The 23,993-nt window shown below is 70.8% G+C and carries 18 protein-coding genes; 8 read left to right on the forward strand and 10 right to left on the reverse strand.

The window, feature by feature from the left end; all coding sequences use genetic code 11:
• Positions 1-32 precede the first annotated feature (32 nt).
• Positions 33-524, reverse strand: coding sequence for a hypothetical protein (locus AB0C28_RS10700; RefSeq protein WP_358073694.1), 492 nt, complete (start codon positions 522-524; stop codon positions 33-35).
• A gap of 214 nt (positions 525-738) precedes the next feature.
• Here AB0C28_RS10700 and AB0C28_RS10705 point away from each other — a divergent pair, with 214 nt between their 5' ends.
• Positions 739-1,911: a TerC family protein gene (locus tag AB0C28_RS10705; RefSeq protein WP_358073695.1), complete on the forward strand. Its 1,173-nt coding sequence runs from the start codon at positions 739-741 to the stop codon at positions 1,909-1,911.
• 134 nt (positions 1,912-2,045) lie between these two features.
• Here AB0C28_RS10705 and AB0C28_RS10710 read toward each other — a convergent pair whose 3' ends face one another.
• Entirely contained in the window at positions 2,046-5,168 is a 3,123-nt protein-coding gene (locus AB0C28_RS10710) for an AAA family ATPase (protein ID WP_358073696.1), read from the reverse strand.
• Between the two features lie 76 nt (positions 5,169-5,244).
• Positions 5,245-5,892 carry a hypothetical protein gene (locus AB0C28_RS10715; protein ID WP_357844730.1) on the reverse strand — a complete coding sequence of 216 codons (648 nt, stop codon included), beginning with the start codon at positions 5,890-5,892 and terminating at the stop codon, positions 5,245-5,247.
• A gap of 278 nt (positions 5,893-6,170) precedes the next feature.
• Between AB0C28_RS10715 and AB0C28_RS10720 the strand changes: the two genes are divergently transcribed.
• The gene (locus tag AB0C28_RS10720; RefSeq protein ID WP_357844727.1) at positions 6,171-6,506 is read left to right on the forward strand and encodes a carboxymuconolactone decarboxylase family protein; all 336 of its coding nucleotides are present in this window, start codon (positions 6,171-6,173) and stop codon (positions 6,504-6,506) included.
• On the opposite strand, the gene AB0C28_RS10725 is transcribed toward AB0C28_RS10720, so the two are convergent.
• On the reverse strand, positions 6,466-7,650 hold the full coding sequence (locus AB0C28_RS10725; protein ID WP_357844724.1) for a PQQ-dependent sugar dehydrogenase: 1,185 nt from the start codon (positions 7,648-7,650) through the stop codon (positions 6,466-6,468). The genes AB0C28_RS10720 and AB0C28_RS10725 overlap by 41 nt on opposite strands.
• Positions 7,651-7,696: 46 nt before the next feature.
• Here AB0C28_RS10725 and AB0C28_RS10730 point away from each other — a divergent pair, with 46 nt between their 5' ends.
• Positions 7,697-8,446 carry an SDR family oxidoreductase gene (locus tag AB0C28_RS10730; protein ID WP_357844722.1) on the forward strand — a complete coding sequence of 250 codons (750 nt, stop codon included), beginning with the start codon at positions 7,697-7,699 and terminating at the stop codon, positions 8,444-8,446.
• Between the two features lie 114 nt (positions 8,447-8,560).
• On the opposite strand, the gene ugpC is transcribed toward AB0C28_RS10730, so the two are convergent.
• Positions 8,561-9,775, reverse strand: a complete 1,215-nt coding sequence (gene ugpC, locus AB0C28_RS10735; RefSeq protein ID WP_357844719.1) for a sn-glycerol-3-phosphate ABC transporter ATP-binding protein UgpC — start codon at positions 9,773-9,775, stop codon at positions 8,561-8,563.
• Positions 9,776-9,954: 179 nt separating this feature from the next.
• Between ugpC and AB0C28_RS10740 the strand changes: the two genes are divergently transcribed.
• The gene (locus AB0C28_RS10740) at positions 9,955-11,025 is read left to right on the forward strand and encodes a LacI family DNA-binding transcriptional regulator (protein ID WP_357844716.1); all 1,071 of its coding nucleotides are present in this window, start codon (positions 9,955-9,957) and stop codon (positions 11,023-11,025) included.
• Positions 11,026-11,124: 99 nt separating this feature from the next.
• Here AB0C28_RS10740 and AB0C28_RS10745 read toward each other — a convergent pair whose 3' ends face one another.
• On the reverse strand, positions 11,125-12,252 hold the full coding sequence (locus AB0C28_RS10745) for a hypothetical protein (RefSeq protein WP_357844713.1): 1,128 nt from the start codon (positions 12,250-12,252) through the stop codon (positions 11,125-11,127).
• Between the two features lie 140 nt (positions 12,253-12,392).
• On the opposite strand from AB0C28_RS10745, the gene AB0C28_RS10750 reads away from it, so the two are divergent.
• Positions 12,393-15,515, forward strand: a complete 3,123-nt coding sequence (locus AB0C28_RS10750) for a LuxR family transcriptional regulator (protein ID WP_358073697.1) — start codon at positions 12,393-12,395, stop codon at positions 15,513-15,515.
• 2 nt (positions 15,516-15,517) lie between these two features.
• On the forward strand, positions 15,518-16,393 hold the full coding sequence (locus AB0C28_RS10755; protein WP_358073698.1) for an alpha/beta fold hydrolase: 876 nt from the start codon (positions 15,518-15,520) through the stop codon (positions 16,391-16,393).
• A 62-nt stretch (positions 16,394-16,455) separates the two neighbouring features.
• On the opposite strand, the gene AB0C28_RS10760 is transcribed toward AB0C28_RS10755, so the two are convergent.
• Positions 16,456-16,941: a glutathione peroxidase gene (locus AB0C28_RS10760; protein WP_106234396.1), complete on the reverse strand. Its 486-nt coding sequence runs from the start codon at positions 16,939-16,941 to the stop codon at positions 16,456-16,458.
• A gap of 188 nt (positions 16,942-17,129) precedes the next feature.
• On the opposite strand from AB0C28_RS10760, the gene AB0C28_RS10765 reads away from it, so the two are divergent.
• Both AB0C28_RS10765 and AB0C28_RS10770 read left to right on the forward strand, forming a co-directional pair.
• Positions 17,130-17,528 (forward strand): transglycosylase SLT domain-containing protein, encoded by a 399-nt coding sequence (locus AB0C28_RS10765; protein ID WP_357844704.1) that lies wholly within the window; start codon positions 17,130-17,132, stop codon positions 17,526-17,528.
• A gap of 335 nt (positions 17,529-17,863) precedes the next feature.
• Positions 17,864-18,319: a lytic transglycosylase domain-containing protein gene (locus AB0C28_RS10770; RefSeq protein ID WP_357844701.1), complete on the forward strand. Its 456-nt coding sequence runs from the start codon at positions 17,864-17,866 to the stop codon at positions 18,317-18,319.
• A gap of 28 nt (positions 18,320-18,347) precedes the next feature.
• On the opposite strand, the gene AB0C28_RS10775 is transcribed toward AB0C28_RS10770, so the two are convergent.
• The 3 genes from AB0C28_RS10775 to AB0C28_RS10785 all read right to left on the reverse strand — a co-directional run bounded on the left by AB0C28_RS10775 (position 18,348) and on the right by AB0C28_RS10785 (position 23,907).
• Entirely contained in the window at positions 18,348-18,995 is a 648-nt protein-coding gene (locus AB0C28_RS10775) for a TetR/AcrR family transcriptional regulator C-terminal domain-containing protein (protein ID WP_358073699.1), read from the reverse strand.
• Positions 18,996-22,065: 3,070 nt separating this feature from the next.
• Positions 22,066-23,349 (reverse strand): ATP-binding protein, encoded by a 1,284-nt coding sequence (locus AB0C28_RS10780; RefSeq protein WP_358073700.1) that lies wholly within the window; start codon positions 23,347-23,349, stop codon positions 22,066-22,068.
• An 84-nt stretch (positions 23,350-23,433) separates the two neighbouring features.
• On the reverse strand, positions 23,434-23,907 hold the full coding sequence (locus AB0C28_RS10785) for a nucleoside deaminase (RefSeq protein WP_358073701.1): 474 nt from the start codon (positions 23,905-23,907) through the stop codon (positions 23,434-23,436).
• Positions 23,908-23,993: the final 86 nt, after the last annotated feature.

The raw sequence follows: 23,993 nt of genomic DNA on the forward strand, positions 1-23,993 counted from the left end.
CGCTTTTTGCCCGAATGTGAACGGCGTGTTAATCAGGAACCGCTCCGCACAGTGCCGTCACCCTCGACGGTGAGCACCGCCTGCGGGCCCGCCTTGCCGCAGTCGGGGCCGTTGGGGAACACGCCCCGCGGCGTGACCTCGATCGTACGCTCCAGCACCGGCTCGGTTCCGGCACCCCGCAGCGTCAGGCGCACCCGCACCGGCCGTTCCGGCAGCCCCTGGACCTCGCCGAACCCGTTCTCGTCCCCCGTGGGCACGGCCGGCGCCGCGCAGGTGTCGCCCGAGCAGGTCTCCTGGCCGGGCCGCGAGGACGGATGGAGCGGGGTCCGTGCCTGCCGGCAGGAGCCGTCCCAGCACACGTCCATTTCCACGGACTCGGCTCTGGCCGCGAGCGGCGCGCGTACGTGCACCGATAACCCGACGCGGGCGCCGATGAGCGTACAGGGCCTGGCGTCCGAGCAGCCTGCGGTGAGCAGGAAGGCGCAGGCGAGGAGGAGGGAGGCGGGGGAGGCTGGTCGCGGCACACCCCTAAGACGCGGGGCGGTCGCGTCCGGTTCGACGGTCGCGCCGGCGGTTGGTTCGACGGACCGTCACCTCCCTCGAAAGGACCGGCGGCCGCGTGGAGCGGGGCGGGGGCGGCGGGACGGGCATGACAGCGGGTGATCCGGGTAACACCTGCCACGACAACCCCGTAAATGTCGCCTTTCCCCACGGCGGCCGGCACCTCTGGAGCCTCATGTGGACGTTTCCGCCGGTGTGTGGTGGCTGACGATCCTGGGGATCGTCGGACTGCTGCTGTTCGACTTCGTCTTCCACGTCCGCAAGGCTCACGTCCCCACGCTGCGCGAGTCCTCGATCTGGTCGGCCCTGTACGTGGGCGTCGCGCTGCTGTTCGGCGCCGGCGTCTGGCTCTTCGGCGGCGCCGATCCCGGTGCCGAGTACTTCGCCGGCTACGTGACGGAGAAGGCGCTGTCGGTCGACAACCTGTTCGTCTTCCTCGTCATCATGGGCAGCTTCAAGGTGCCCCGCGCCGACCAGCAGAAGGCGCTGCTGTTCGGCATCGTCTTCTCGCTCCTCGCCCGCACCGGCTTCATCCTGCTGGGCGCGGCGCTGATCAACACGTTCGCCTGGGTGTTCTACCTGTTCGGCCTGATCCTGCTGATCACGGCGGGCAACCTGCTCAAGCCGGACGGCCACGAGGGCCGCTCCCCCGACAACCTCATGGTCCGGGTCGCGCGCCGGCTCCTGCACACGAGTGACACCTACGACGGCGACCGGCTCTTCACCGTGCAGGACGGCAAGCGGGTCATGACGCCGATGCTGCTGGTCATGATCGCCATCGGCGGGACCGACGTGCTGTTCGCCCTCGACTCGATCCCGGCCATCTTCGGTCTCACCCAGAACGTCTACCTCGTCTTCACCGCGACCGCGTTCTCCCTGCTGGGGCTGCGCCAGCTGTACTTCCTCATCGACGAGCTGCTCGACCGGCTGATCTACCTGGCGTACGGGCTGGCCGCGATCCTGGCCTTCATCGGGGTCAAGCTGATCCTGCACGCGCTGCACGAGAACAACGTGCCGTTCGTCAACGAGGGCCGGCCGGTGCCGGTCGTGGAGATCAGCACGGGGCTGTCCCTGTTGGTGATCATCGGCGTGCTGCTGGTCACGGTGGTGGCCTCGCTGGCCAGTCCGAAGGGGCGCGCGCAGAACACGGTGTCGGGGGTGCGCCGGTACGCGGAGGCGTACCTGGACGTCGAGCACGACCCGGTGGTGCGCGAGGAGCTCTTCGACCGGCTCCTCGCGAAGGAGGAGCAGTTCAGGCAGCTCCCGGAACGGTTCCGCAGGGAGATCCGCGACGAGGACCGGCTGCTGGCCCTGCTGCGCCGCGCCCACGAGGAACACGACCGGGCCTGACCTCGGGCGGCCGGCCACCCGAGGTCAGGCCCCGTGCACGGCCGCCCGCCCGATACGCCCGCTGAACGGCCGGCCACCCGATGTACGGGTGACCGGCCGATGTGCGGCCGACCGGCCGGTTTGTGCCGGGGCGGTCAGCCGCCGCGCCGGTCGGTGCCGTTGCCGTCGTAGCCGAGCAGCCGCATGGCCGTGTCCGGGTCCATCGCCGCGGCCAGCAGCTGGGCCCTGGCGTGGGCCTGGTCCCGTTCCTGCTCGGCCTTCACCTGCGCCGCGCGGACGCCCTTGATCGCCACGAACGCCAGCCCGGCGCCCACGATGACGGCGACGACCACGACGAACAGCAGAAGCAGCAGCCCTGGCGAGGCCACCGAGGGCGCCCCGGCCGAGCCGGCGGCGTTCCCGCCGCCGCCGAGGACGCCCGTCACGGCGAGCGCGGCGATGACGGAGATCACCACGAGGCCGAGCAGGCTGGCGACGACCAGCCAGATCCGGCCGATCCGGCGACGCCGCTGCGGCGACGGCGTGCCCGCCGCGGGCGTCCCCACGACGACCGGCACCGGCGCGGAGGCCCCTGCCGAGACCCCTGTGACAGGGCCGTTGGAGGGGGCGGCGCCCGGCGAGGAGGCGGCCCAGGGCACGAACTCAGGCCGGTCGGCCGGCTCGCGCTGCGAATCCTGACCGACCTGCACGGGCGGCCCCGTGGGCGGCGGCGCCTGGATCCCCGAGGAGCGCCCAGCAGCGGACCCGCCAGAGGACCCGGCGGAGGACCCGGCCGAAGATCCCGCAGGAGATCCGGCAGAGGGCCCAGCAGGAGATCCGCCGGGAGACCCGGTAAGAGGCCCGGCGGAGGGTCCCGGTGGGGGCAGCACCTGGATGCCGGTGGGCGGGGCCGCGAAGGGCGGTGCGGGCACCCCGGTCCCCTGCGCGGCATAGCCGACCGGCACCACCGCAGCCGCCTCCTGGTGCCCGGGCAGCGCGCGGTCGATGTGGCTGTGCTCTTTGTGCGCCCTGGCCGCGTCGTGGTGGTACTCCTCCAGCTCCTGGTAGAGCTCGTCGGAGGCGTAGATGGTGCCGTCGATGAGCGGCCCCGGCTCCCTGCGGATGATCGCGACCACGTCGTCGCCGTTGAGGGTCTTGTGCGTCTCCAGCGCGTGCGCCAGGCAGAGCACGTCCCTGCGGTGCTCCTCCAGCAGTTGCTCGGTCCGCTCCAGCAGCCGTACCAGGTTGAACTCGATGCGCTCGCCGAGCACGTCGGGCGCGAGGTCGGGCTGGCGCCTGGCCGGCTCTCTCTCGGTGATGCCGATGCCGCCGCCGGGCCCGCGCTTGCGCATGGCCTTGCCGCCCATGATCTCCAGCTCCTGGAGCGCGGGCAGCGAGGTGACGCCGGAGCCCATGCCCCAGTACGACTCCATCATCGCGGTCAGGTAGGTGGCCGAGTAGAGGTCGCCGGAGACGCCGGAGGAGTTGTCCTCGCCGAAGAACATGCGCTCGCCGGCCAGCGAGGCCAGGGAGACCATGATGTCGGCCTCGTGCTCGGACTTCCACCGGGTGAACTGGTCCTCGGGCTTGATCGAGGCGACCATGCCGAGGTAGTCGGCGCCCTTCTCGATGGTGGCGATGTCGATCTCGAGGTGGAAGCGGGTCACGTACGCGACGACGGCGTGGCAGGCCTCGTGCACGGCCACGGCGTGCCGTTCGCGTTCGATGTACTCGACGTCCTCGGGCGGCCCGAGCTGCTTGAGCCGCTTGGCGCGCAGCACGTCCGACCAGGTGATGACCTCGCGCCCGTCCCTGATGGCCGTGATGAGCGACTCGTTGACCAGGTCCTTGATGGTGGCGCCGGTCGCGTATGGGGTGATCGTGGCGAGTTTGTCGATCTGCTCGGGGCTGAGCTCGTGCCACACCTTGTCGAAATAGCCCTGGTACGTACGCATCCGCCCGGCCTTGGACGGGTAGCCGACCTTGTAGATGCGGTCGATGCGGCCGGGCCGCAGTAGCGCCTCGTCCAGCGCGTCGGGCCGGTTCGTGGCCATCATGACGAGGATGCGGTATTTGGGCGGAGGCTTGGGCCGCATGCCGAGCAGCCGGCGGACGAGGCGGTTGAAGAAGCCGCGCGGCTTCTTGAGCCCTGACAGCTCGGTGAGCAGCGCCTGGAGCGTGCCGGGGTCGCCGCCGCTGTTCATGCCGCCGCCCATGAAGAAGCGGTTGCGCCTGCCCGGATCCTCCTCGGCCCGATTGCCGCCGCCGAAGGCGAGCAGCTGGCGGGTGGCCTCGGACATGTAGTTCGCGCCGTGGCAGCCGTGGACGCCGGACAGGCCGGAGAAGCCGCCGCCCTGTCCCGGCGGGCCCTGCTGGGCCAGGCGGCCACGCTTGCCGAGGGAGTCGGCCTCGTCGAAGAAGACGATCACTCCACCGTACCGGAGGGCCAGTTTGCGCAGTTTCCTGAACAGCGACTTGACCTTGAGGATGCCGATGCCCATGAACATGTTCGTGAACGCGCCCGGGTCCACGAACACGTACGGCTTGCCGGTCTCTCCGGCCACGGCCTCGGCCATGAGGGTCTTGCCGGTTCCCGGCGGCCCCCAGAGCAGCAGGCCGCTGGGGACGTACCCGCCGCGCCGCTCGATCTCGTCCGGCCGCTCCAGGAAGACGATGTTCTCCCTGACGCGCTCGACCACGTGGTCCTGCCCCCACACGTCGTGGAAGCGGGTCTTGATGTCGTCGGGGAAGTACGTCTCGACGCCGCCCCTGGACAGGAACCAGAACAGGCCGACGAACTGGATGATGACGAAGAAGAACAGGAAGACGATCTGCAGGAAGAACGGCAGCGCCTGCCAGATCAGCGCCGGGGCCTGGAGCAGCGCGGCGAACGGGCTGATGTCCAGGACGGCCCCGAGCACCAGGGCGATCAGGGTGATGAAGAAGACGATCTTGAGTGCTCTGGCGAGGCGGAAGCGGGTCCAGTCGTCGAAGCGGCGGTGGGTCCAGCGTTCGAAGCCGCCGAAGACCTTCTGGCTCCAGAAGCGGTGGTAGGCCGACCAGTGCTCGCTGACGAGGAAGTGCACCTGTCTGATGGCCTCGGCGCCGAGCAGCCAGAAGATCCACTGGTATTCGATGGCGATCTTCTGCGCGGCGTCGGGGAAGGTCATGATGCCTTCGAAGTCGGCCATCACCTTCCACGTGAGGATCAGATAGGCCAGCACCAGGACGATGAGGAACTTGCTCCGGTCCCAGAACTGCATTTTCTTCCTGGTCACGGATTCGGGATCGGAAGGCCCGCTGCCGGGGGCGCGCAGCCCTTCATGATGAATGGTCGTGGTCAATGGTGCTCCCTCATCCGGGCAGCCGGAGCAGCTTGAACGAACTCGCGATCTTGTCGAACTCGGCGCCGCGCTTCTGGAAGCAGACCGACTGGCAGCCGATGAGCATGACGGAGACCGTGGCGCCCTTCTCGTCGAGGATCGCCGTGTGGTCGAAGGTCTGGACGTCGGCGCCGATCTGGTAGTTGAAGCGCACGTGAACGCCTCTTGCGCCGCCGTCGAGGGTGAGCACCTCGTCGCTGATGGGCTCGAAGCGGTTGAACATCGGCGGCTGGTTCGCCGTCGCGGCCTGCTGCTGGTAGAGCAGGCGCATCTGCTCGGTCACCGGCAGGATGAAGTCGCGCAGCCGGTTGAGGGAGATCGCGTCGCGCTGCTCCTCGGTGAGCTGGTGCACGGCGGCGTAGACGAACGGATCGGTCGAGCCGAGCAGGTGGTTGACCGACGGCCTGGCCGACTGGTCGAAGGCCGTGGACCAGACCCGCTGCGCCCGCAGCGCCGCGGCCTGCGAGCTCGGGTGGTCACCGGACAGGTAAAGTTCGATGGGATAGGCGTCGAGCTGCGTGAACGAGGCGGGCACCTTGAAGTACGTCGTTCCGGCCTTGTCACGGACGTAGGTGAATTCCGGCTGCCCGCACGCGGACAGCGTCAGGACCGCGACCATGAGCGCGATCAAACCCCGTGCTGTTTTCACCAGGGCTTACCTCCGCTTTACGGACCAACGGAGTTGTTGTGCCCGCTTTCAGCCGGTGATGAGCCCGGAAGGCGCTGGAAAGTCTTGACCAAATCTTGCCCGTTCATTGGCTTTACTTGTTACAGATCAAAAGCCCTCCGTACTGGGGCTGCGGCGCTCCGCTACAACGTTCATGCAACCCCCCATTGGTTCATCTCGGGAAGTAGCGAAAGATATGAGAATCCCTTCCGACACCCCCGGAGCGAACAATGACAGAGCCAGCGATGGAGACCATGGACTCCTTCGGCATGAACGCCGAGCGCCAGTTCGCCGACGTGTGGTCACGGACGATCCTGTCGGACAGGGAGCGCCGCCTGCTCCTGCTCGGGCTGCTCGTCGGGCAGGGGCATCACGACCTGATCGACGTGCATCTCGACGTGGCCCTGCGAGCGGGAGAGCTGAGCGAGGGCGAGTTGCGTGAGGTGGTGGTCGTCCTGACGCACTACGCGGGCTGGATCAGGGGCGCGAAGCTGAACGACCAGGTGGAGGAGCTGATCGAGCGCGTCAGGCGGGAACGATCCGGTAAATCGGGCCCTGCAGACTGAGCGCGTAGAGCTCCCCGTCGGGGCCCTCGCCGAACGACGACAGCTGCTCGACCTCGCCGACCTCGGCCGCCTCCCCCAGCTCGTCCATCGGCGCGGCCTTGATCCAGCCGGCGCAGAAGTCGCCGTACAGAAACTGCCCCTGCAGCCAGGGGATCTTCTGACCACGATAGACGTAGCCGGCGATGACCGAGCAGTTGCCGCCTTCGCCCAGCGGGTAGACGATCACCGGCTCGACCAGGTCGCGGGGGTTGGCCCGGCCGCGGAAGGGCCGGTTTCCCTCGCGCAGGTTCCAGCCGTAGTTCTCGCCGCCCTCGGAGCCGGCGGGCTGGTAGTCGACCTCCTCCAGCTCGTTCTGGCCGACGTCGCCGATCCACAGGTCGCCGGTGTCGCGGTCGAAGGTGAAGCGCCAGGGGTTGCGCAGGCCGTAGGCCCAGATCTCGGGCCGCGCGCCCTCCTTGCCGACGAACGGGTTGTCGCGCGGGATCGTGTACGGCCTGCCGCGCGGGTCGATGCGCAGGATCTTGCCGAGCAGCGTGCCGAGCTCCTGGCCGTTGCTCTGCGGGTCGCCCGCGCTGCCCCCGTCGCCGAAGGCGATGTAGAGCAGGCCGTCGGGGCCGAAGGCGAGCTGGCCGCCGTTGTGGTTGGCGTACGGCTGCTCCTGGGTGAGCACGTCGCGCCTGGCGGTGGCCCTGCTGCCGTCGTAGGCCCACTCGGTGATGTGGGTGTTGCCGCGCGCGTCGGTCCAGTCGAGGTAGACCCAGCGGCCGGTGGGGTGGAAGGCGACGCCGAGCAGCCCCTGCTCGTTGCCCGTGCTGACCTCGCGGGACAGGTCGATGACGGTCTCGCCGCCGGTGGTGCGCAGCCGGCCGGTCTGCTCGGCGACGTAGAGCCGGTCGTCGCCCGTGCGCACGGCGAAGGCCACCGGCTGGTCCAGGGTGGCGATCTTGTCGAAGCGCAGCTTGCCGCGCTCGGGCGGCGGTGTGGTCTCGGGGGGCGTCGTCTCGGGTGTCGGCGTCGGGACGGCCGAGGTCGTCGGCGCAGGGCTCGCCTGCGCGCCGGACGGTGCGGCGGACGACCCGGAAGGCGGCCCGGACGCACACGCGGTGAGAGCCATGAGCAGCAGCACGGCCACGACGAGGCGCACGTGTTCATCCTGCCATGCCGGAGAGCGGGGACGTTAAGGTTCAGGCATGCCTACCGCATTGATCACCGGCGCGACCGCCGGCATCGGCGCCGCCTTCGCGCGGCGCCTGGCCGCCGACGCCTATTCGCTCGTCCTCGTGGCCAGGGACGAGCTCCGCCTGGCCCAGGCCGCCGACCAGCTCAAGCTCAGGTACGGCGTGAACGTCGAGGTGCTGCCCGCCGACCTGGCCACCGACGAGGGCCTGGCCAAGGTCGAGTCGCGGCTGCGCGGCGGGGTCGACCTGCTGGTCAACAACGCCGGGTTCGGCAACGCGGGCCACTTTCCGCACGTGCCGGTCGCGGACGAGGTGCGCATGCTCAAGGTGCACTGCGAGGCCGTGCTGAGACTGACGCTGGCGGCGCTGCCCGGCATGAAGGAGCGTGGCAGGGGCGCGATCGTGAACGTGGCCTCCGTGGCGGCGTTCTTCACCCGCGGCACCTACAGCGCGTCGAAGGCGTGGGTGGTGAACTTCAGCGAGTCGGCCGCGAACGAGGTGGCCAATCCGCGCATCCGCATCATGGCGTTGTGTCCTGGTTTCGTGCGCACCGAGTTCCACCAGCGCGCCTCCATGGACTCGTCGAGCATCCCCGGCTTCCTGTGGCTGAAGGCCGACGACGTGGTCCGTGAGGCGATGCGCGATCTGGCCCTGGGCCGGCGGGTGTCGGTTCCCGACCTGCGGTACAAGGCCATCGTGGCGGTGGGGCGGCTGGTGCCGCGCCGGCTGCAGGCCATGGTGTCGCAGCGGATCGGCCGCTGAGCCGCCGTACGTACGCGAAAAAACGGGCCCCCGCCGCGGGAGGGGGTCGCGGTGGGGGCCCGAGCGACCGCGGGCGAGGCCCGCGGCCGGGAATCAGGTGTCAGCGGCGAGGACTCAGCGGTTGGCCTCGTGACCGATGGACAGACCCGAGGTCGGGTCGAAGAAGTGCAGGTTGTGCGTGTCGACGACCAGGTCGATGTTCTGACCGGGGCGCACGTGGCTGCGGGCGTTGACGCGGGCGGTCCACAGGGACTTGTCGCCCGTCAGCGGCAGCGCGGCCTCCTCGTCGTCACCGGTGTCGGCGGCGGCGACGGTGTCCTTGTGCTCGACCGGCGGGGCGTCGATGAGGAACAGCACGTTGATCTCGGAGCCCAGCTCCTCGGTGACCTCCGCCTTGACCGGCAGCGTGGCCCAGCCGTTGGCGTGGTTGCCGGCGGAGGCGGCGTCCTCGAAGTCGGACGGGCGGATGCCGAGGATGATCTTCTTGCCGACGTACTGGTCGAGACCCGGCTTGTCGGAGAAGGTCGACTCGGGGATCGTCAGCTTGATGTCGGCGAACGTCACGGCGGGGCCGCCGTCGCCGCGGACCAGCTCGGCGGTGACGAAGTTCATCGAGGGCGAGCCCATGAAGCCGGCGACGAACAGGTTGACCGGCTTGTCGAACAGGTTCTGCGGGGTGTCGACCTGCTGGAGCAGGCCGTCGCGCAGGACGCAGACGCGGTCGCCGAGGGTCATGGCCTCGACCTGGTCGTGCGTGACGTAGACGGTGGTGACACCGAGGCGCTCGTGCATCTGGTTGAGCGAGGCGCGCATGGAGACGCGGAGCTTGGCGTCCAGGTTGGACAGCGGCTCGTCCATGAGGAAGGCCTGCGGCTCACGGACGATGGCGCGGCCCATGGCGACACGCTGGCGCTGACCACCGGAGAGCGCGGCCGGCTTGCGCTTGAGGTAGGTCTCGAGGCCGAGCATCTTGGCGGCGTCGTTGACGCGCTTCTGGATCTCCGGCTTGGGCATCTTGCGCAGCTTGAGGCCGAAGGCGAGGTTCTCCTCGACCGTCATGTGGGGGTAGAGCGCGTAGTTCTGGAAGACCATCGCGATGTCGCGGTCCTTGGGCGGCAGGTGGTTGACCACCTTCTCGCCGATGGCGATCTCGCCGCCGCTGATGTCCTCCAGACCGGCGATCATCCGCAGCGCGGTCGACTTACCGCAACCGGAGGGACCGACCAGCACCATGAACTCGCCATCCTTGATCTCAAGGTTGAGCCCGTTCACGGCCTTTACGCCACCGGCGTAGATCTTGTCGACGTTCGTCAGAACGATGGATGCCATGACATTCCTTCGCGCTCCAGGGCGGTAGCCCGGATGTTGTTACCGTGTCCCCACCAACGTGGATACGTTTTCAAGCATCTCACCCGAAACGGACATCGGTGTCAAGGGTTACAGCGTGACCAGCCTTTGTCGGCCCTGGCGGCTTCCCGTTTTCGTGGAAGCATGATGGAATCGTTTCCATGGACAGGCGCGCGACGATCAAAGATGTGGCCGAGGCGGCCGGCGTGGGCGTCGCGACCGTGTCCCGCGTGCTGTCGGGCGGCTCTGCCAGCCCCCAGACGCGAGAGCGCGTCCTGGCCGTCGCCGCCCAGCTCGACTACCGGCCCAGCGCGCTCGGCCGCAACCTGCGCCAGCGCCGTACCGGAGGGATGGGCCTGCTCGTCCCCGACCTCACCGACACCTTCCACGCCCAGCTCGCCGAGGGCGTGCTGGCCTGCGCCCGCGCGGCCGGCGAGCCGGTCGTGCTCGGCTCCACGGGCGGCGACCCCGAGCAGGAGTCCGAGCTGATCGGGATGCTGCTGGAGCAGAGCGTCGATCGGCTCATCGCCGTGCCGTCGGGCGACGAGGACACCTGGGCGCCCGCGATCCGCGCGGGCATGACGGTGGTCTTCGCCGACCGCCTGCCCGCCCGCCCCTCGTCCGACGAGGACGACGACCCCGCTTCCAGGGCCGTCAACGACCTCATGCTGCTCGACGGCGTGTCCGCCGGCGCCCGGCCGCGCCCGCTCGACGTGCCGTCCGTGGTGGCCGACGACCGGGCGGGCATCCGTACGGCGGTCCGCTACCTGCGCGGCCTCGGCCACCGGCGCATCGCCTTCCTCGGCGGCCCAGGGCACGACCGGCGGGCGGCGGCGTTCGGGGCCGCCGTGGGCGCGCCCGTGGACGAGGAACTGGTCGTCTTCGCCACCGGCAGCCGCGACTCCGCCTACGCCGCCGCCTCCGGCCTGTTCCAGAGCCGCCCCGACCTGTCTGCGGTCGTCGCCGGGGGCAACGTCCTCGGGGAGGCGGCGGTGCTGGCCGCCAGGGAGCTCGACCTCCGGGTGCCGCGTGACGTGTCGCTCGTCATGTACGACGACGTGCCCTGGGCCGAGCTGTGCTCCCCTCCCCTGACGGTGATCGCCCAGCCGGGGCGCGACATGGGGTATCGGGCGGCCGAGCTGGTGCTGCGCTCGGGGGGGCGCAGGCCGCGCGGGGTGATGCTGCCCACGGAGCTCATCATCAGGGGCAGCTGCGGCCCGCACCGCCCATGAGCCGCCATCGCGCGGCCGTCACCCCCCGGTCGTCATAGCGCAGCCGTCATCCCGCAACCGTCAGCCCGCAGCCACCAGCCACCTTCCCGCAGCCGTCCGTCATCCCGCACCGGAGTAGCGGCGCGGCAGGATCATCACGGGGTTGTCGTCGAGGATCACCTCCGGCGGCCCGAACCGGGCCGCCACCTCCTTGATCTCCGGCTCGTCCAGCATCAGCAGCCGCCCCTCCTCGACGAAGACCTCCCCGTCCACCACCACGGTCGGCCGGTCCACCTGGCAGTCGCAGTGGGCGAAACCGGGCCCCGTGGTGACCGGCACCCCCTCGGTCAGGCCGTCGATGCCGCAGTAGAAGGCCCCCGCGTGCTTCTCGCGCTCGAACTGCGTACCGCCGGCCAGCCGGACCTTCGGGTTCAGCCCGAACAGGCCGTGCCGCATGTAGAAGCCGCCCGGCGCGTACCTGCGCAGCTGCTCGGCGGCGACCCCGCCCTCGATCTTGCGGACCAGGTTGCCTTCCAGCGTGATGCGCAGCGGCTCCTCCGGCACGCCGGTGACGGTGGAGTCCTCGACGACGAGCACGCCCTCGGTCTCGGTCGGCCAGAAGTTGGCGCCGCCGTACGGGAAGGGCCGCCAGTCGCCCGGCCGCAGCGCGCCCGGGTCGGGGTCGAAGGTCAGCCCGGAGAACGTCACGTCGGTCCCGCGCGGTGACGTCACCCGGATCGAGGAGGCACGCGACAACTGGCTCAGCGCCCGCCGCAGCAGCGCGTAGAAGACCTCGGCGGGCAGCCGGCCGCCGGTCAGCAGCGCGCCGGCCGTGGCGGTCATGTGCAGGGACAGGAAGCGGGCGGAGCGGGACTTGATCTGGTCGAAGAAGAGCGGCGCCGTGTGCACCTCGCCCCACCAGGTGCCGCTGATCACGACGTCGGCCTCGCGGAAGGCGGCCGTCTCGATGCCGAGCCACGCCTCCCTGTCCCATCCGCCCGGGGTGAACGGCGGCACCGACAGGATGCGCACGTCCGCGTCGCGCAGGGCCGCGGCGGCGGCGATGGCCTGCACGACGACGGGGTCGACGGTGTGCTCCATCATCAGCAGCACGCGCTCGCCCGGCTCAAGCCGGACGTATTCGCACAGGTTTCGCACACCGGGCATCAGCTCCACGATCGCGTACGGCGACACGGCTGGTTCCGCGACATAGCTGAACGGCGATCCGGAGTAAGGGTTGGTCGTCATGGCGCGCTCCCTGCGGGACGTGGGTCTCGATGCGGTGCCATCCGCAACCTCGTTTCGATACCCCGCCGGTAAGGTGGCGTACCGCATTCGTACCACTACTGTGCGAAGTAGATGCCTTGACGGGGATACAGTCGGCCATTGTGCTTTTCGGCAGATCGGCGGAGATCGCCGCCATCGACGACGTGATCGCCCGGGCCCGAGGGGGCGCGGGCGGGGCCCTGGTGCTGCGCGGGGAGGCGGGCGTAGGCAAGACGGCCCTGCTCGACCTCGCAGCCTCGCGGTGCGGCGCGATGCGGGTCCTTCGGGCGACCGGCGTAGAACCCGAATCCGACCTGGCCTTCGCCACCCTGCACCAACTGCTGCGCCCGGTGACGCTCCCGGCCGGCGGGCTGTCGGGTGGGGTGCCGGGCGGGCCGGCGGGCGGGCTGATGGACGCGCTGCCGGAGCCGCAGCGGGAGGCGGTGCGCGGGGCACTCGGGCTGACCGGGGCGGCCTCCGGTGACCGGTTCCTGCTGGCGGCCGGGGTGCTGTCGCTACTGGCGGAGGCGGCCGTGCCGGACGGGCTGGTCTGCGTGGTGGACGACTTCCAATGGGTGGACCGGGCGTCGGCCGACGCACTGCTGTTCGCCGCCAGGCGCCTGGGCACGGAACGGATCGCGATGCTGCTGTCCGTCCGCGGCGACCTGCCGGTCAAAGGCGTGCCGTCACTGAACCTCGGCGGCCTCCCACCCGACGCCGCCACCGCCCTGCTCACCACCGGCGTCACGACCGCAACGACGGGAGCTGATGCCGGCGCCGTGCCCGGTGCCGATGCTGGAGCCGGAGTGGTGCCCGGTACCGGAGCTGGGGTCGGTGCCGGAGACGGGGCCGTGCCCGGAGCCGGGGTCGTGCGGGAGTTGGTGGGGCTGACCGGTGGGAACCCGCTGGCGTTGCGTGAGATCGTGCGGCTGCTGAGCCCTGCCCAGTTGGCCGGTCGCGAACCGCTGCCGGACCCGCTGCCCGGCGGTGCCCAGCTCTTCGGCGAGCAGGTGGCCGCGTTGTCTCCCCGGGCCCGCCAGGTCGCCCTGCTGGCGGCCGTCGAGGGCGATCTGGACCTGGTGCTGCGCGCCGCCGCCACGATGAACGCCTCGCTGGGTGCCCCTGTGGGTGTTTCAGCGGGTGGCTCGGAGGGCGGCTCGGAGGGCGGCTCGGAGGGCGGCTCGGAGGGCGGCTCGGAGGACCGTCGGGTTGGCGCAGACCGCAGCGCCGCCCCGACGGGCCCTCCGACCGACGCACCGCGAACCGAGTCGCAAGACTACACACCCGCCCTGATCAGGGACTCGACCGATGCGGGGCGGGCTGAGTTGCATGAGTTGGAGGCCGCCGGGCTGGTGCGGGTCTCCGGTGGGGTTGTGCGGTTTCGGCATCCGCTGATCCGTTCGGCCGTGTATGAGGCGGCGGCCCCTGCCGACCGGCGTGCGGCGCACGGGGTGCTGGCCGGGCTGTGTGAGGGGGATCGCCGCGCCTGGCATCTGGCGGCGGCCGTGCTCGGGCAGGACGAAGGGGTCGCCGCAACGCTGGCCGCGACCGCCGCGCGGGCCCGGGAGCGGGGCGGTTACGGCGACGCCGCCAGCGCACTGGCGCGGGCCGCCGAGCTGACCCCCGACCCGGTGATCAGGGCGGCCAGGCTGAAGGACGCGGCCGTCGCGGCCTGGCTTGGCGGTCGTCCTGGGCAGGCCGAGTCGCTGCTGGCCGAGGCCCGTGAGCGGGCCGGCTCCGATCCCGTGACGGCGGCCGAGATCGACCAACTGCGCGGCAGGTTCGAGCTGAACTCGGGCAGCGCCGCCGAGGCCGTGCGGATCCTGTCCGGGGGCGAGAGCTTGAGCATGCTGGCCGACGCGATGGAGGCGGCCTCGTACGTCGGCGACACCGAGGCCATGATCCGGTTCGGGAGCCGGGCGGCGGCCCATCCGGAGGGTTTCCTGCGTGACGTGCTCGTGGGCATCGGCCTGATGCTGTCCGGCGACGGGTCCGATGGCGAGTCCGATGGCGGAGCTGGCAGCAGGTCCGGTGAAGGGGCCGGCAGCAAGTTCGGCGGGCGGGCCGAAGGCGGAGGGCGTGGGCTGCTTGTTCGGGCTCTTGGGCGGGTCGGGGAGCTCACGGAGGCGGCCGAGTTTCTGTGGGCCACGGCGGCGGCCAGTCAGCTCGGTGAGGCCGACCTGTCGGCCGAGTTGGCCGGGCGGGCCGGGCGGGTGGCCAGGGTGTCGGGGATGGCGGGGCAGCTGCCGGTCGTGCTGGAGTTCGTGGCCACCGGCGAACGGATCTCCGGGCGGCTGGCGGAGAGTCAGGCCATCTCCGAGGAGGGGCTGGAGCTGGCCCGTGAGGCCGGTTACCGCAACACGGTGGCCGCGCACCTGGCCAACCTGGCGGTGCTGGCGGCGTTGCGTGGCGAGGAGGAGGACTGCGGGCGGCTGGCGCGGGAGGCGCTGGCCATCGCCGTGCCGCACCGGGTGGGGCTGCGCGTGGGCGTGGCCTCGTACGCGCTGGCCATGCTGGAGCTGGGGCTGGGCCGGTTCGCCGCGGCGCACGACCGGTTCACCGCGATGGCGGCGGCGGGTCCCGGGGCCGGGCATCCGGCCGTGGTGTGGCGGTCGGCGCCGGACCGGATCGAGGCCGCCGTTGGGGCGGGCGACACGCGGGCCGCACGGGCGGCGCTGGAGGCGTACGGGCGATGGTCGGCGCACGCCCGCACCGATGAGTCGCGCGCGCTGCTGGCCCGCTGTCACGCCCTGGTCGAGGACGACGACGGCGGGTTCGAGGAGGCGCTGCGGCTGCACGCCAACCCGTTCGAGGCGGCCAGGACCGGGCTGCTGCTGGGCGAGCGGCTGCGCCGGGCGCACCGTCCAGGCGAGGCGCGGCCCCGGCTGCGGGCGGCCATGGAGACATTCGAGGCGGCAGGGGCGCGGCCGTGGGCGCGGCGCGCGCGGGCTGAGCTGCGCGCGGCGGGCGAGAGCGCGGAGCCCACGCCAGGGCCCACGCCAGGGCCCGCGCCGGGGCCGGGCCCGCTGCTCGACGCGCTGACGCCACAGGAGCTGCGCATCGCCGGGCTGGTCGCCGAGGGCCTATCGAGCAAGGAGATCGCCGCGCGGCTGTTCCTCAGCCCGCGCACGGTCGAGTACCACCTGTACAAGATCTATCCGAAGCTCGGCATCGGCACCCGTACTGAACTCGCGCGGCTGGTAGTTCTACGGAAGGCGGGCACGGCCCGGCAGGACATGCTTTGAGCATGCATATCGACATCTGGAGTGAAGAGTTCGGCGCCGCCACCGACGTGCCGATCCTGCTGGTCATGGGGTCGATGTCCCAGGGGATCCTGTGGCCGGACGAGTTCGTCGGCAGGCTGACGGCGGGCGGTCGCCGGGTGATCCGGTACGACCACCGCGACACCGGCCTGTCCGGCACCGTGGACTTCGCCGCGCACCCGTACACGTGGGAGGACATCAAGGACGACGTGCTGCGGGTGATGGACGCGCACGGACTGGAGAGCGCGCACCTGGTCTGTCATTCGGCGGGCGGGCTGCTCGGGCAGCTGATCGCGGTGGAGCGGCCGGAACGGGTGCGGACGCTCACCGTCATCGGCTCGTCACCGCTCGGCGGCGGCGAGGGCATGGTGATCATGCGGGCGCTGATGGGGCAGCCGCAGCCGGAGGGCAGCCTGCCCGAGCCCGCGCCTGAGTTCACCGGCTTCTACCGCGAGCTGATCGCCGCGCCGCCGCCCCAGGACCGCAGGGAGCGGATCGAGCTCATGATCGCCGAGCAGCGCGTACTGCACGGCACGGCGCTGCCGTTCGACGAGGACGCCGCCCGCCGTCTGCAAGAGCGGATCTTCGACCGGGCCCGCGACCTGGACGCCGTGGCCAACCATCGCCTGGCGGCGGCGGCCAGGCCCGACTTCGAGCCGGTGGGCGTGCTGGGCCGGATCACGGCGCCCACGCTGGTCGTCGAGGGCACCCACGAGCCGGCCAAGCCGGGCCACGGCGCGCTGATCGCGAAGGAGATCCCGGGGGCGCGGCTGCTGATGATCGACGGCATGGGGCACACGCTGCCCCTGGAGGTGCACGAGGAACTGGCCACGGCCGTCCTCGCGCACACCGCCGAGTGACGGCGGCCAGGTAGCACTGCCGGGGTGGCGGCGTCGGGTGGCGCCGCCGGGTTGCCCGCCCGTCAGAGGAGTTTTTCGATGGCCCCCGTGACCGCGGGGTCCTCAGGGGTGGTGCGGGGGCGGAAGCGGGCCACGACCCGGCCGTCGCCGTCCACCAGGAACTTCTCGAAGTTCCACTGGATGTCGCCGGCCTCCCCCTGCTCGTCGGCCGCCTGGGTCAGCTCGGCGTAGAGGGGGTGCCGGCCGGGGCCGTTGACCTCGGCCTTCTCCAGGAGCGGGAAGTCCACGCCGTACGTGGTGGCGCAGAACTGCTCGATCTCCTCCGCCGAGCCGGGCTCCTGGCCGGCGAACTGGTTGCACGGCATGCCGATGACGGTGAAGCCGCGGGGGCCGTACTGCCGCTGGAGCTGCACCAGGCCGCCGTACTGGGGCGTGAGGCCGCACTTCGAGGCCACGTTGACGATGAGGGCGGGCTTGCCGCCCGTCAGTTCCGCCAACGTCGTGGGGGCGTCCGCGAGGGTGCGGAGCGGGATGTCACTGAGGCTCATGATGTGACCCTACAGAACGAGTCAGGACGATAAATGTGACGCAGTCCTCAATCTCGCCACCAATCCCCTGAAAAAGGTATATATCGAGATCTTTACTGACGATCCGCCTTTCCATGGTCAATTCGCTGTAAAGGGAATCAGTCGGGCACTGTGCTGCGGTCCATGAACCCCCTCGAAAGGGAACCCGCATGCCCATGCTCCGCCGTACCGGCGTCCTGGTCCTGACCGCCACCCTGGTGGCGGCGGGCGGCGCCTCGGCCGCACAGGCGCAGAGCTCCCAGACCAGCGGCAAGAACAAGTCCATCGCCCGGCCCCTGGTGGCCGCGCGTGGCTGGAACCTGGCCCAGTTCGGATGCCTGGTGAGCCTCTGGCACAGAGAGAGCGGATGGAACCACCGCGCCGGCAACCGCGCCTCAGGCGCCTACGGCATCCCGCAGGCCCTCCCCGGGCACAAGATGGCCTCGGCCGGCCGCGACTGGCGGACCAACCCCCGCACCCAGATCAGGTGGGGCCTGTCCTACATCAAGGAGCGTTACTCCTCGCCGTGTCGCGCCTGGGCGCACTTCCAATCCCACGGTTGGTACTGACCCAAACCCCAGGTTTGATCGCGTTTTCCGGCAAGGCCCGCCCAGGCAGGCGGCGAACCGGGCAATCCCGCTCCAGCGAGAGGACCTTTTATCCGCAACGATCACACAAACACCTGTCCTTCGCGTGTCCCCATCCGTGAACAGCGGTGACAGCGCGTAATAGGAATCGTGCTAGAGGACACGTCGCGGTGCCCTCCGGGCCGCCCAGCGAGATCGGGCGGAGACAGGAATCCCGGAGGGCCGCGCGGACCCTCCGCGCCCGAGCCACTGGCGCGGACCGGCAGGGCGCCGGCTGACGGCGCCCGTCCGCACGCGACCCGACAGTGAGGATTCACGTGGACAAGCGCGCCCTGAGCGGCACACTCATCTCCGTCACCGCGATCACCGCGTTCGGCACCGCCCTACCGGCCGTGGCCGAGTCCCGGCCACCGATCAGGACCGGGATCTGGACCACGTCGGCGCAGCCGAAGATGGCGGCAGTGCGGCCGTCCAGCCGGAACAAGAAGATCGCTCTCGACCACGTCGTCCAGCGCTCCTGGAACGCCCGGGAGTTCCACTGCCTGGACAACCTGTGGACGCGCGAGAGCGGATGGAATCACAAGGCGCTCAACCGCTCGTCGGGCGCCTACGGCATCCCGCAGGCCCTTCCCGCCGGCAAGATGAGCGGTGCCGGCCGCGACTGGAAGTCGAACCCGGAGACGCAGATCCGGTGGGGCCTGGCCTACATCAAGGGGAGGTACGGCAGGCCTTGCGGCGCCTGGGGGCACTGGAGATCACACAACTGGTACTAGCCCGTTCCGGAGGGCATCCGGAGCGAGCTCACCGGGTGCCCTCCCGACGGCCCGCGTGCGCCTCGATCGCCTTGATCAGCAGTTCGAGCCCGAACTCGAACTCGGCCTCGTGGTCGCACTCGGCCAGCAGCTCCGCCAGCGAGCTCACCTCGGGGAACAGCGTGGGATCGACGCCGTCTGCCGTGATCGTCCTGGTCTGCTCGGGCGCGAACGCGGGCGTCACCCCGACCTCGCGCAGCAGCGATCCGACGATGTAGGCGATGAACATGCGCAACATCCGCACCGCGTCCGCCCCGTCGAACCCGGCACTGCGCAGCGTGGCCAGCGCCCGCTCGACCGGCAGCAGACCGGCGGCGGAGTGGAGCTGGCGGCTGACGACCAGCATGGTCGAGCGCGGATGGTGGTGGGCGATCTGCCGGAAGGCCCGCGCCTGCGTGCGCACCCGGTCGGTCCAGTGGGCATCGGGGTCGTCGGTGAACTCGATCCGGCTCAGCACCGCCTCGGCCACCCCGTTGAGCAGGGCGTCCTTGTTGGGCACGTGGTTGTAGAGCGACATCACGCCCACGCCGAGCTCGGCCGCGATGCGCCGCATGGAGACCGCGTCGGCGCCCTCGCGCTCGATGAGGTCGATGGCCGCGGCGATGATGCGGGCCCGGTTGAGGGGCTCGGAGTGCATAGCTCATTCTACGGATCGCGGTGATCTCAACGATCGCGCCCGGCGCGGGCGCCGATCCGGCAGACTGGGCGTGATGCGGCGGATAGTGACCTATCGCGACGCCGTGGCGCTGCTCGGCGGGCCGAGCGCGATCACGGACGTCCTCGACAAGGCGTCGTCCATGGCCCTGTTCGGGCTGGGCGCGATCGACCTGTTCGACGCGCGGGCTGAGGCCGTACGGCTCGGCGACGTATTCATCCGCCGGTTGCGCGACAAGGTCAAGGGCCTGAGCCGGTACGACACGACGCAGCGGCTGGTGGCGGCGCACGCGGTCATCGTGGTCACCGCCTACCTCGACGCGCTCGTCGAGGTGGATGTACTGCGCGAGCTCACGCCGGACGACCAGCGGAGGATCATCGGCGCGGAGGAGGTCGGGCAGTTGCTGACCTCCTACCAGGCGCCGCTGCCCACCCCCGCCGTCCCGTTCGAGCAGGTGCTCAAAGAAGTCAAGCGGGCCTACACGCACTACACCGCCCAGCTGACCGACATCCTGGCCGGGCTGGAGTGCTGGGATCGCCGGGACGAGACCACCAGGGCCAGGCTCACCCGCGACCTACCTCTGCGCGCGCGACGCCGCTACGAGGAGCTGTTCCACCGGCTCGCGGCCGACTTCCCCGAGGTGGCGTGCTGGGCCGATCGCGTCGATCACCAGGCCACCCGGGCGGAGGTCAGGGAACTGGCGCGCGGGCTCGACGGGATCAGGCGGCAGCTCGCCGCGATCCCGGCGACGCGCACGCCGTCCGACCGGCTGGCGGCGCTGATCAGGTCGAACCGGGCCGTGCTCGACCACCCGTCCGTGTCCGCTGCCAGGACTCCGCCGGGGATGCGGATCCCCCCGCTGGAGCGGGGCTACGTCAACCCCGCCTACCGCCTCCTGCCCTGGCTGCCGACGCCGTATCTGGTCACCGCCGAGGAGGAGTGGGCGGCGCTGCCCCGCCGTCACGACCTGGACTCCTTCCTGGTCGGCCATCTCACCCTGCCGGAGGCCACGTACGCGCCCCTCCTCGTCCTTGGTCAGCCGGGCGCGGGCAAGTCGGTGCTGACCCGGGTGCTAGCCGCCCGGCTGCCTGAGAACGAGTTCCTGCCGCTCCGCGTCGAGCTGCGCGACATCCCCGCCGACAGCGACGTGCTGGCCCAGATCGAGCATGGCATCAGGGCCACGCTGGACGAGGCGATGTCGTGGCCGGATTTCGTGTACGCGGGCAGAGGTGCCCTGCCGGTCGTCCTGCTGGACGGCTTCGACGAACTGCTCCAGGCGACCGGAGTGAACCAGAGCGACTACTTGGAGCGGGTAACCCGCTTCCAGGAGGCCCAGGCCGAGCGGGGCCGGGCGCTGGCTGTCGTCGTCACCTCCAGGACGGCCGTGGCCGACCGGGCGCGGATCCCCCCGGAGACGTCCGTCATCCGGCTGGAGCCGTTCGACGACGAGCAGATCCGTCAGTGGGTCGGCACCTGGAACGACGGCAACGACGGCTACTTCCGCGAGCGCGGCCTCCAGCCGCTGCTGGTGGACCGGGTGCTGACCGTGCGCAACCTCGCGGAGCAGCCGCTGCTCCTGCTCATGCTCGCCCTGTACGACGCCGACGCGAACGCGCTGCGCCTCATGAGTGAGGACCTGCACGAGGCGGAGCTGTACGAACGCCTGCTGCAGGGCTTCGCCGCCCGCGAGATCGGCAAAGTATGCACAGACCTCACGGACGAGGAGCTGGCGCGGGCCGTTGAGAACGCACTGCTGCGCCTGTCGGTAACCGCGTTCGCGATGTTCAACCGGGGCCGGCAGTGGGTCGCCGAGCCCGACCTGGACGCCGACCTGCGGGCGCTGCTGCCGGAGGAGACCTCTTCCGCCCAGAGCCAGGGCCTGCGCCGCTCGCTGACCCCGGCCGAGAGCGTCATCGGCGGCTTCTTCTTCGTGCACACCACCCAGGCGCTCCGCGACGATCAGCGGCTCAAGACCTACGAGTTCCTGCACGCCACGTTCGGCGAGTACCTGGTCGCACGGCTGGTCGTCAGGGAGCTGGCTGACCTGGCGGAACAGCTCGCGTCCACCGCGACTCGCCGCCGTCCCACCCGGCCCGACGACGCCTTCCTGCACGCACTGTTGTCGTTCGCGGCCCTCAGCCTCCGCGCCCCCATCGTGGACTTCCTCAGGTACGGGCTGGCCGCCGTTCCGTCCCACCGGCGCGCGCTGCTCACCCGACACCTGTGTGAGCTGTTCGCCGGCTCGCTGATGGAGCGGCCCGGCTCCCCATACCACGCCTACCAGCCGATACGGGCGGAGGCGACTCTCCGGTACGCCGTCTACAGCGCCAACCTGCTGCTACTCGCCGTGCTGTCGGCGGGTGAGCCCGTCACGGGCACGGACCTGTTCGGCACCGCCCAGCCGGAGCAGGCGAACGAGCGGTGGCGCCGGATCTCCCGGCTATGGCACGCGCAGCTCAGCAGGGCGGAGTGGGACTCGCTCACCCGCACGGTCAGGATCCGCCACTTCGTGAGCGGCCGGAACAGAATGATGACGGCCGCGTTCGAGCGGGATCCGGTCATCGACAGCCACGAGTTGGCCTTCTTCACCTGGCCGGATGGCGAGGACGAGGGCCAGGCTGAGAGCCCGTACCGGATCCGGTCGAGCCGCTCGGCCTGGATGCGTGAGATCGCCTTCCGCGACGACACCACACTCGCTCACCTCTTCGTCGACCTGCTCCCCTACATGACGGAAATCAGCGAGACCCTCGACGCCCACCCCCGCAGTCCCGTCGCCGATCTGCTCGCCCTCCTGCTGAGCCGTGCCCCCGACGTCCGCCCCTACCTGCGGGCGCTGGACCGGCCGCCCACGACGATGTACCTGGATCGTGTGCTGCAGCAGCTGGAGGTGGACGCCCGCCACCTGCCCGGCGCCGACGTGCTGCATATCCTCAACGCCGTCTACGTCGGGGGGCGGGAGAGCGTCCAGCCCGACCGGTTGGAGAACGTCCTGCGCGTCCTGCGCGACCGGCCGGACACCGACCCGGACGCGCTGGCGGAGATGGAGGAGTTGCTAGTCCACTGGGAGGCACAGGACGAGCCGGGTTTCCGGTCCTTCCCCGATCCTGAGGTCTCCCCCGTGGGCCCTGGCGATGTCGCGGGCGATGGGCAGGCCGAGCCCGCTCCCCCCGGTGTCGCGTGACCTGGTCCTGTCCAGCCGAGTGAACCGCTCGAACACGGTCTCCCTCATGTCCTCAGGAATCCCGGGCCCGTCGTCCGACACCTCCAGCAACGCCTCGTCCCCCCGCCGGCACACCGACACCCGCACCCGCGTGTCCCCGTACCGATCGGCGTTGGACAGCAGGTTGGTGAACAGCCGGGCCAGCCGCAGCCGATTCCCCCGGACGAACACGCACGGTTCGAGGCTCAGCGTGACCGGCAGCCGCCCGGGCCGGCGCCCCACCTCCTCCTCGACCATCCGCCCCAGGTCGATGCGCTCCTGCCGGATGTCGCCGCCGGCGTCCAGCCGCGCCATCAGCAGCAGGTCCTGCACGATGTCGGACAGCCGCCGCGCGTCGTTCAGCGCGGCCCGCCAGTCCTCGGAGGTACGCTCCTCCATCCCCGCCTCCAGCCGCACCATCAGTGCCGTGATCGGCGTGCGCAGCTCGTGGGAGGCGTCGGAGACGAACCGGCGGTGCCTGGCCACGGCGTCCTCCAGCCGGGCGAGCGTGTCGTTGACGGTCGTGGCCAGTTCGGCCACCTCGTCCTCGGTGCCGGGCACCTCGATGCGCCGGCTCAGGTCCTCGGCGCTGATCCGCTCCAGGCCGCTCCTGATCCGCTCGACGGGGGCCAGGACGTGGCCGACCCCGTACCAGGCGCCCCAGCCCATCAGCGCCAGCAGCACGCCGGAGGCGCCGAACAAGAGCGCGGCGATGTAGGACGACTCCAGCTGGAACGGCTCGCGGATCGCAGCGTAGGCCACCACCGACCCGTACGCGGTGGCGCGGTTGCTGGTGCCCACGACCACCAGGCAGCCCTCGGGCAGGCACACCCGGGAGCTGACCCGCGAGTCGCCGCCCTCGGGCCGCTCCAGGGTGAGCGGCGGCCGGCCAGCCAGCCCGGCGCTGGCCGCCACCACCTCGCCCTTCAGGTTGACGACCTGCAGCAGGCCGACGCCCGCCTGCGGCGGGATCGGCCCGGTGAACCTGCGGTCGTCGATGAGCGTGGTGATGCGCCGGCTGGCCTCGTCCGCCTGGTCGACGATTCGGTCCCTGGCCCGCGACGGGTACAGGAGCGAGATCGCCGTCGCCCCGCTCAGCAGCAGGATGCCGAACACGACCACCGTCGCGACCGTCATCCTGCACCTGATGGACCGACAGTGCGTCATGCGTCACACTGTGCCACTTTCATGACAAAACGCAGGTCAAACCCACACCCACCGTCAACCGTGGTAGCGGCGGTGCAGCTCGTGGACCTCCTCCGTCAGCTCGGGCACCGGGCCCTCGACGACGACCCCGGGGGCGATCTCGTTGACCGGCAGCGAGCGGACGGGCGAGGCGGGGACGCCCAGCTCGCGCAGCCAGCCGTCGAGCTGGGCGGAGGAGGCGACGTAGACGATGCGGCCAAGACCGACCCAGGCGTGCGCGGCGGCGCACATCGGGCAGTGCTCGCCCGAGGTGTAGACGGTGGCCTCGGCCCGCTGCTCGGGCGTCAGGTGCTCGGCCGCCCAGCGGGCGAGCGCGAACTCCGGATGCCGGGTGCGGTCTCCGGTCGCCACCCGGTTGTGGTCCTCGGCCAGGGCGGCGCCGTCGCCGGAGACCAGTACCGAGCCGAACGGCTCGTCACCCAGTTCCAGGGCTCGGGTGGCCAGCTCGACGCAGCGGCGCAGGTGCGGCAGCTCGGATTGCTCGATCATGGATTCACCATCTCAAACGTGTGTGCGACCGCCGCACGAGCGGGAAACGGTCCGCCGGAAGTGCACGATCTTTCACGTTTGCGCAC

The organism is Nonomuraea sp. NPDC048892, assembly GCF_040649735.1.
Lineage (GTDB): Bacteria > Actinomycetota > Actinomycetes > Streptosporangiales > Streptosporangiaceae > Nonomuraea > Nonomuraea maheshkhaliensis.

Excerpts from the sequence above, each read along its gene's own strand:
- AB0C28_RS10715 (WP_357844730.1), bottom strand. The coding sequence starts at position 5,892 with ATGGTCGCGGTCCTGACGCTGTCCGCGTGCGGGCAGCCGGAATTCACC.
- AB0C28_RS10720 (WP_357844727.1), top strand. The coding sequence starts at position 6,171 with ATGACAGAGCCAGCGATGGAGACCATGGACTCCTTCGGCATGAACGCC.
- AB0C28_RS10730 (WP_357844722.1), top strand. The coding sequence starts at position 7,697 with ATGCCTACCGCATTGATCACCGGCGCGACCGCCGGCATCGGCGCCGCC.
- ugpC (WP_357844719.1), bottom strand. The coding sequence starts at position 9,775 with ATGGCATCCATCGTTCTGACGAACGTCGACAAGATCTACGCCGGTGGC.
- AB0C28_RS10740 (WP_357844716.1), top strand. The coding sequence starts at position 9,955 with ATGGACAGGCGCGCGACGATCAAAGATGTGGCCGAGGCGGCCGGCGTG.
- AB0C28_RS10745 (WP_357844713.1), bottom strand. The coding sequence starts at position 12,252 with ATGACGACCAACCCTTACTCCGGATCGCCGTTCAGCTATGTCGCGGAA.
- AB0C28_RS10755 (WP_358073698.1), top strand. The coding sequence starts at position 15,518 with ATGCATATCGACATCTGGAGTGAAGAGTTCGGCGCCGCCACCGACGTG.
- AB0C28_RS10760 (WP_106234396.1), bottom strand. The coding sequence starts at position 16,941 with ATGAGCCTCAGTGACATCCCGCTCCGCACCCTCGCGGACGCCCCCACG.
- AB0C28_RS10765 (WP_357844704.1), top strand. The coding sequence starts at position 17,130 with ATGCCCATGCTCCGCCGTACCGGCGTCCTGGTCCTGACCGCCACCCTG.
- AB0C28_RS10775 (WP_358073699.1), bottom strand. The coding sequence starts at position 18,995 with ATGCACTCCGAGCCCCTCAACCGGGCCCGCATCATCGCCGCGGCCATC.
- AB0C28_RS10780 (WP_358073700.1), bottom strand. The coding sequence starts at position 23,349 with ATGACGGTCGCGACGGTGGTCGTGTTCGGCATCCTGCTGCTGAGCGGG.
- AB0C28_RS10785 (WP_358073701.1), bottom strand. The coding sequence starts at position 23,907 with ATGATCGAGCAATCCGAGCTGCCGCACCTGCGCCGCTGCGTCGAGCTG.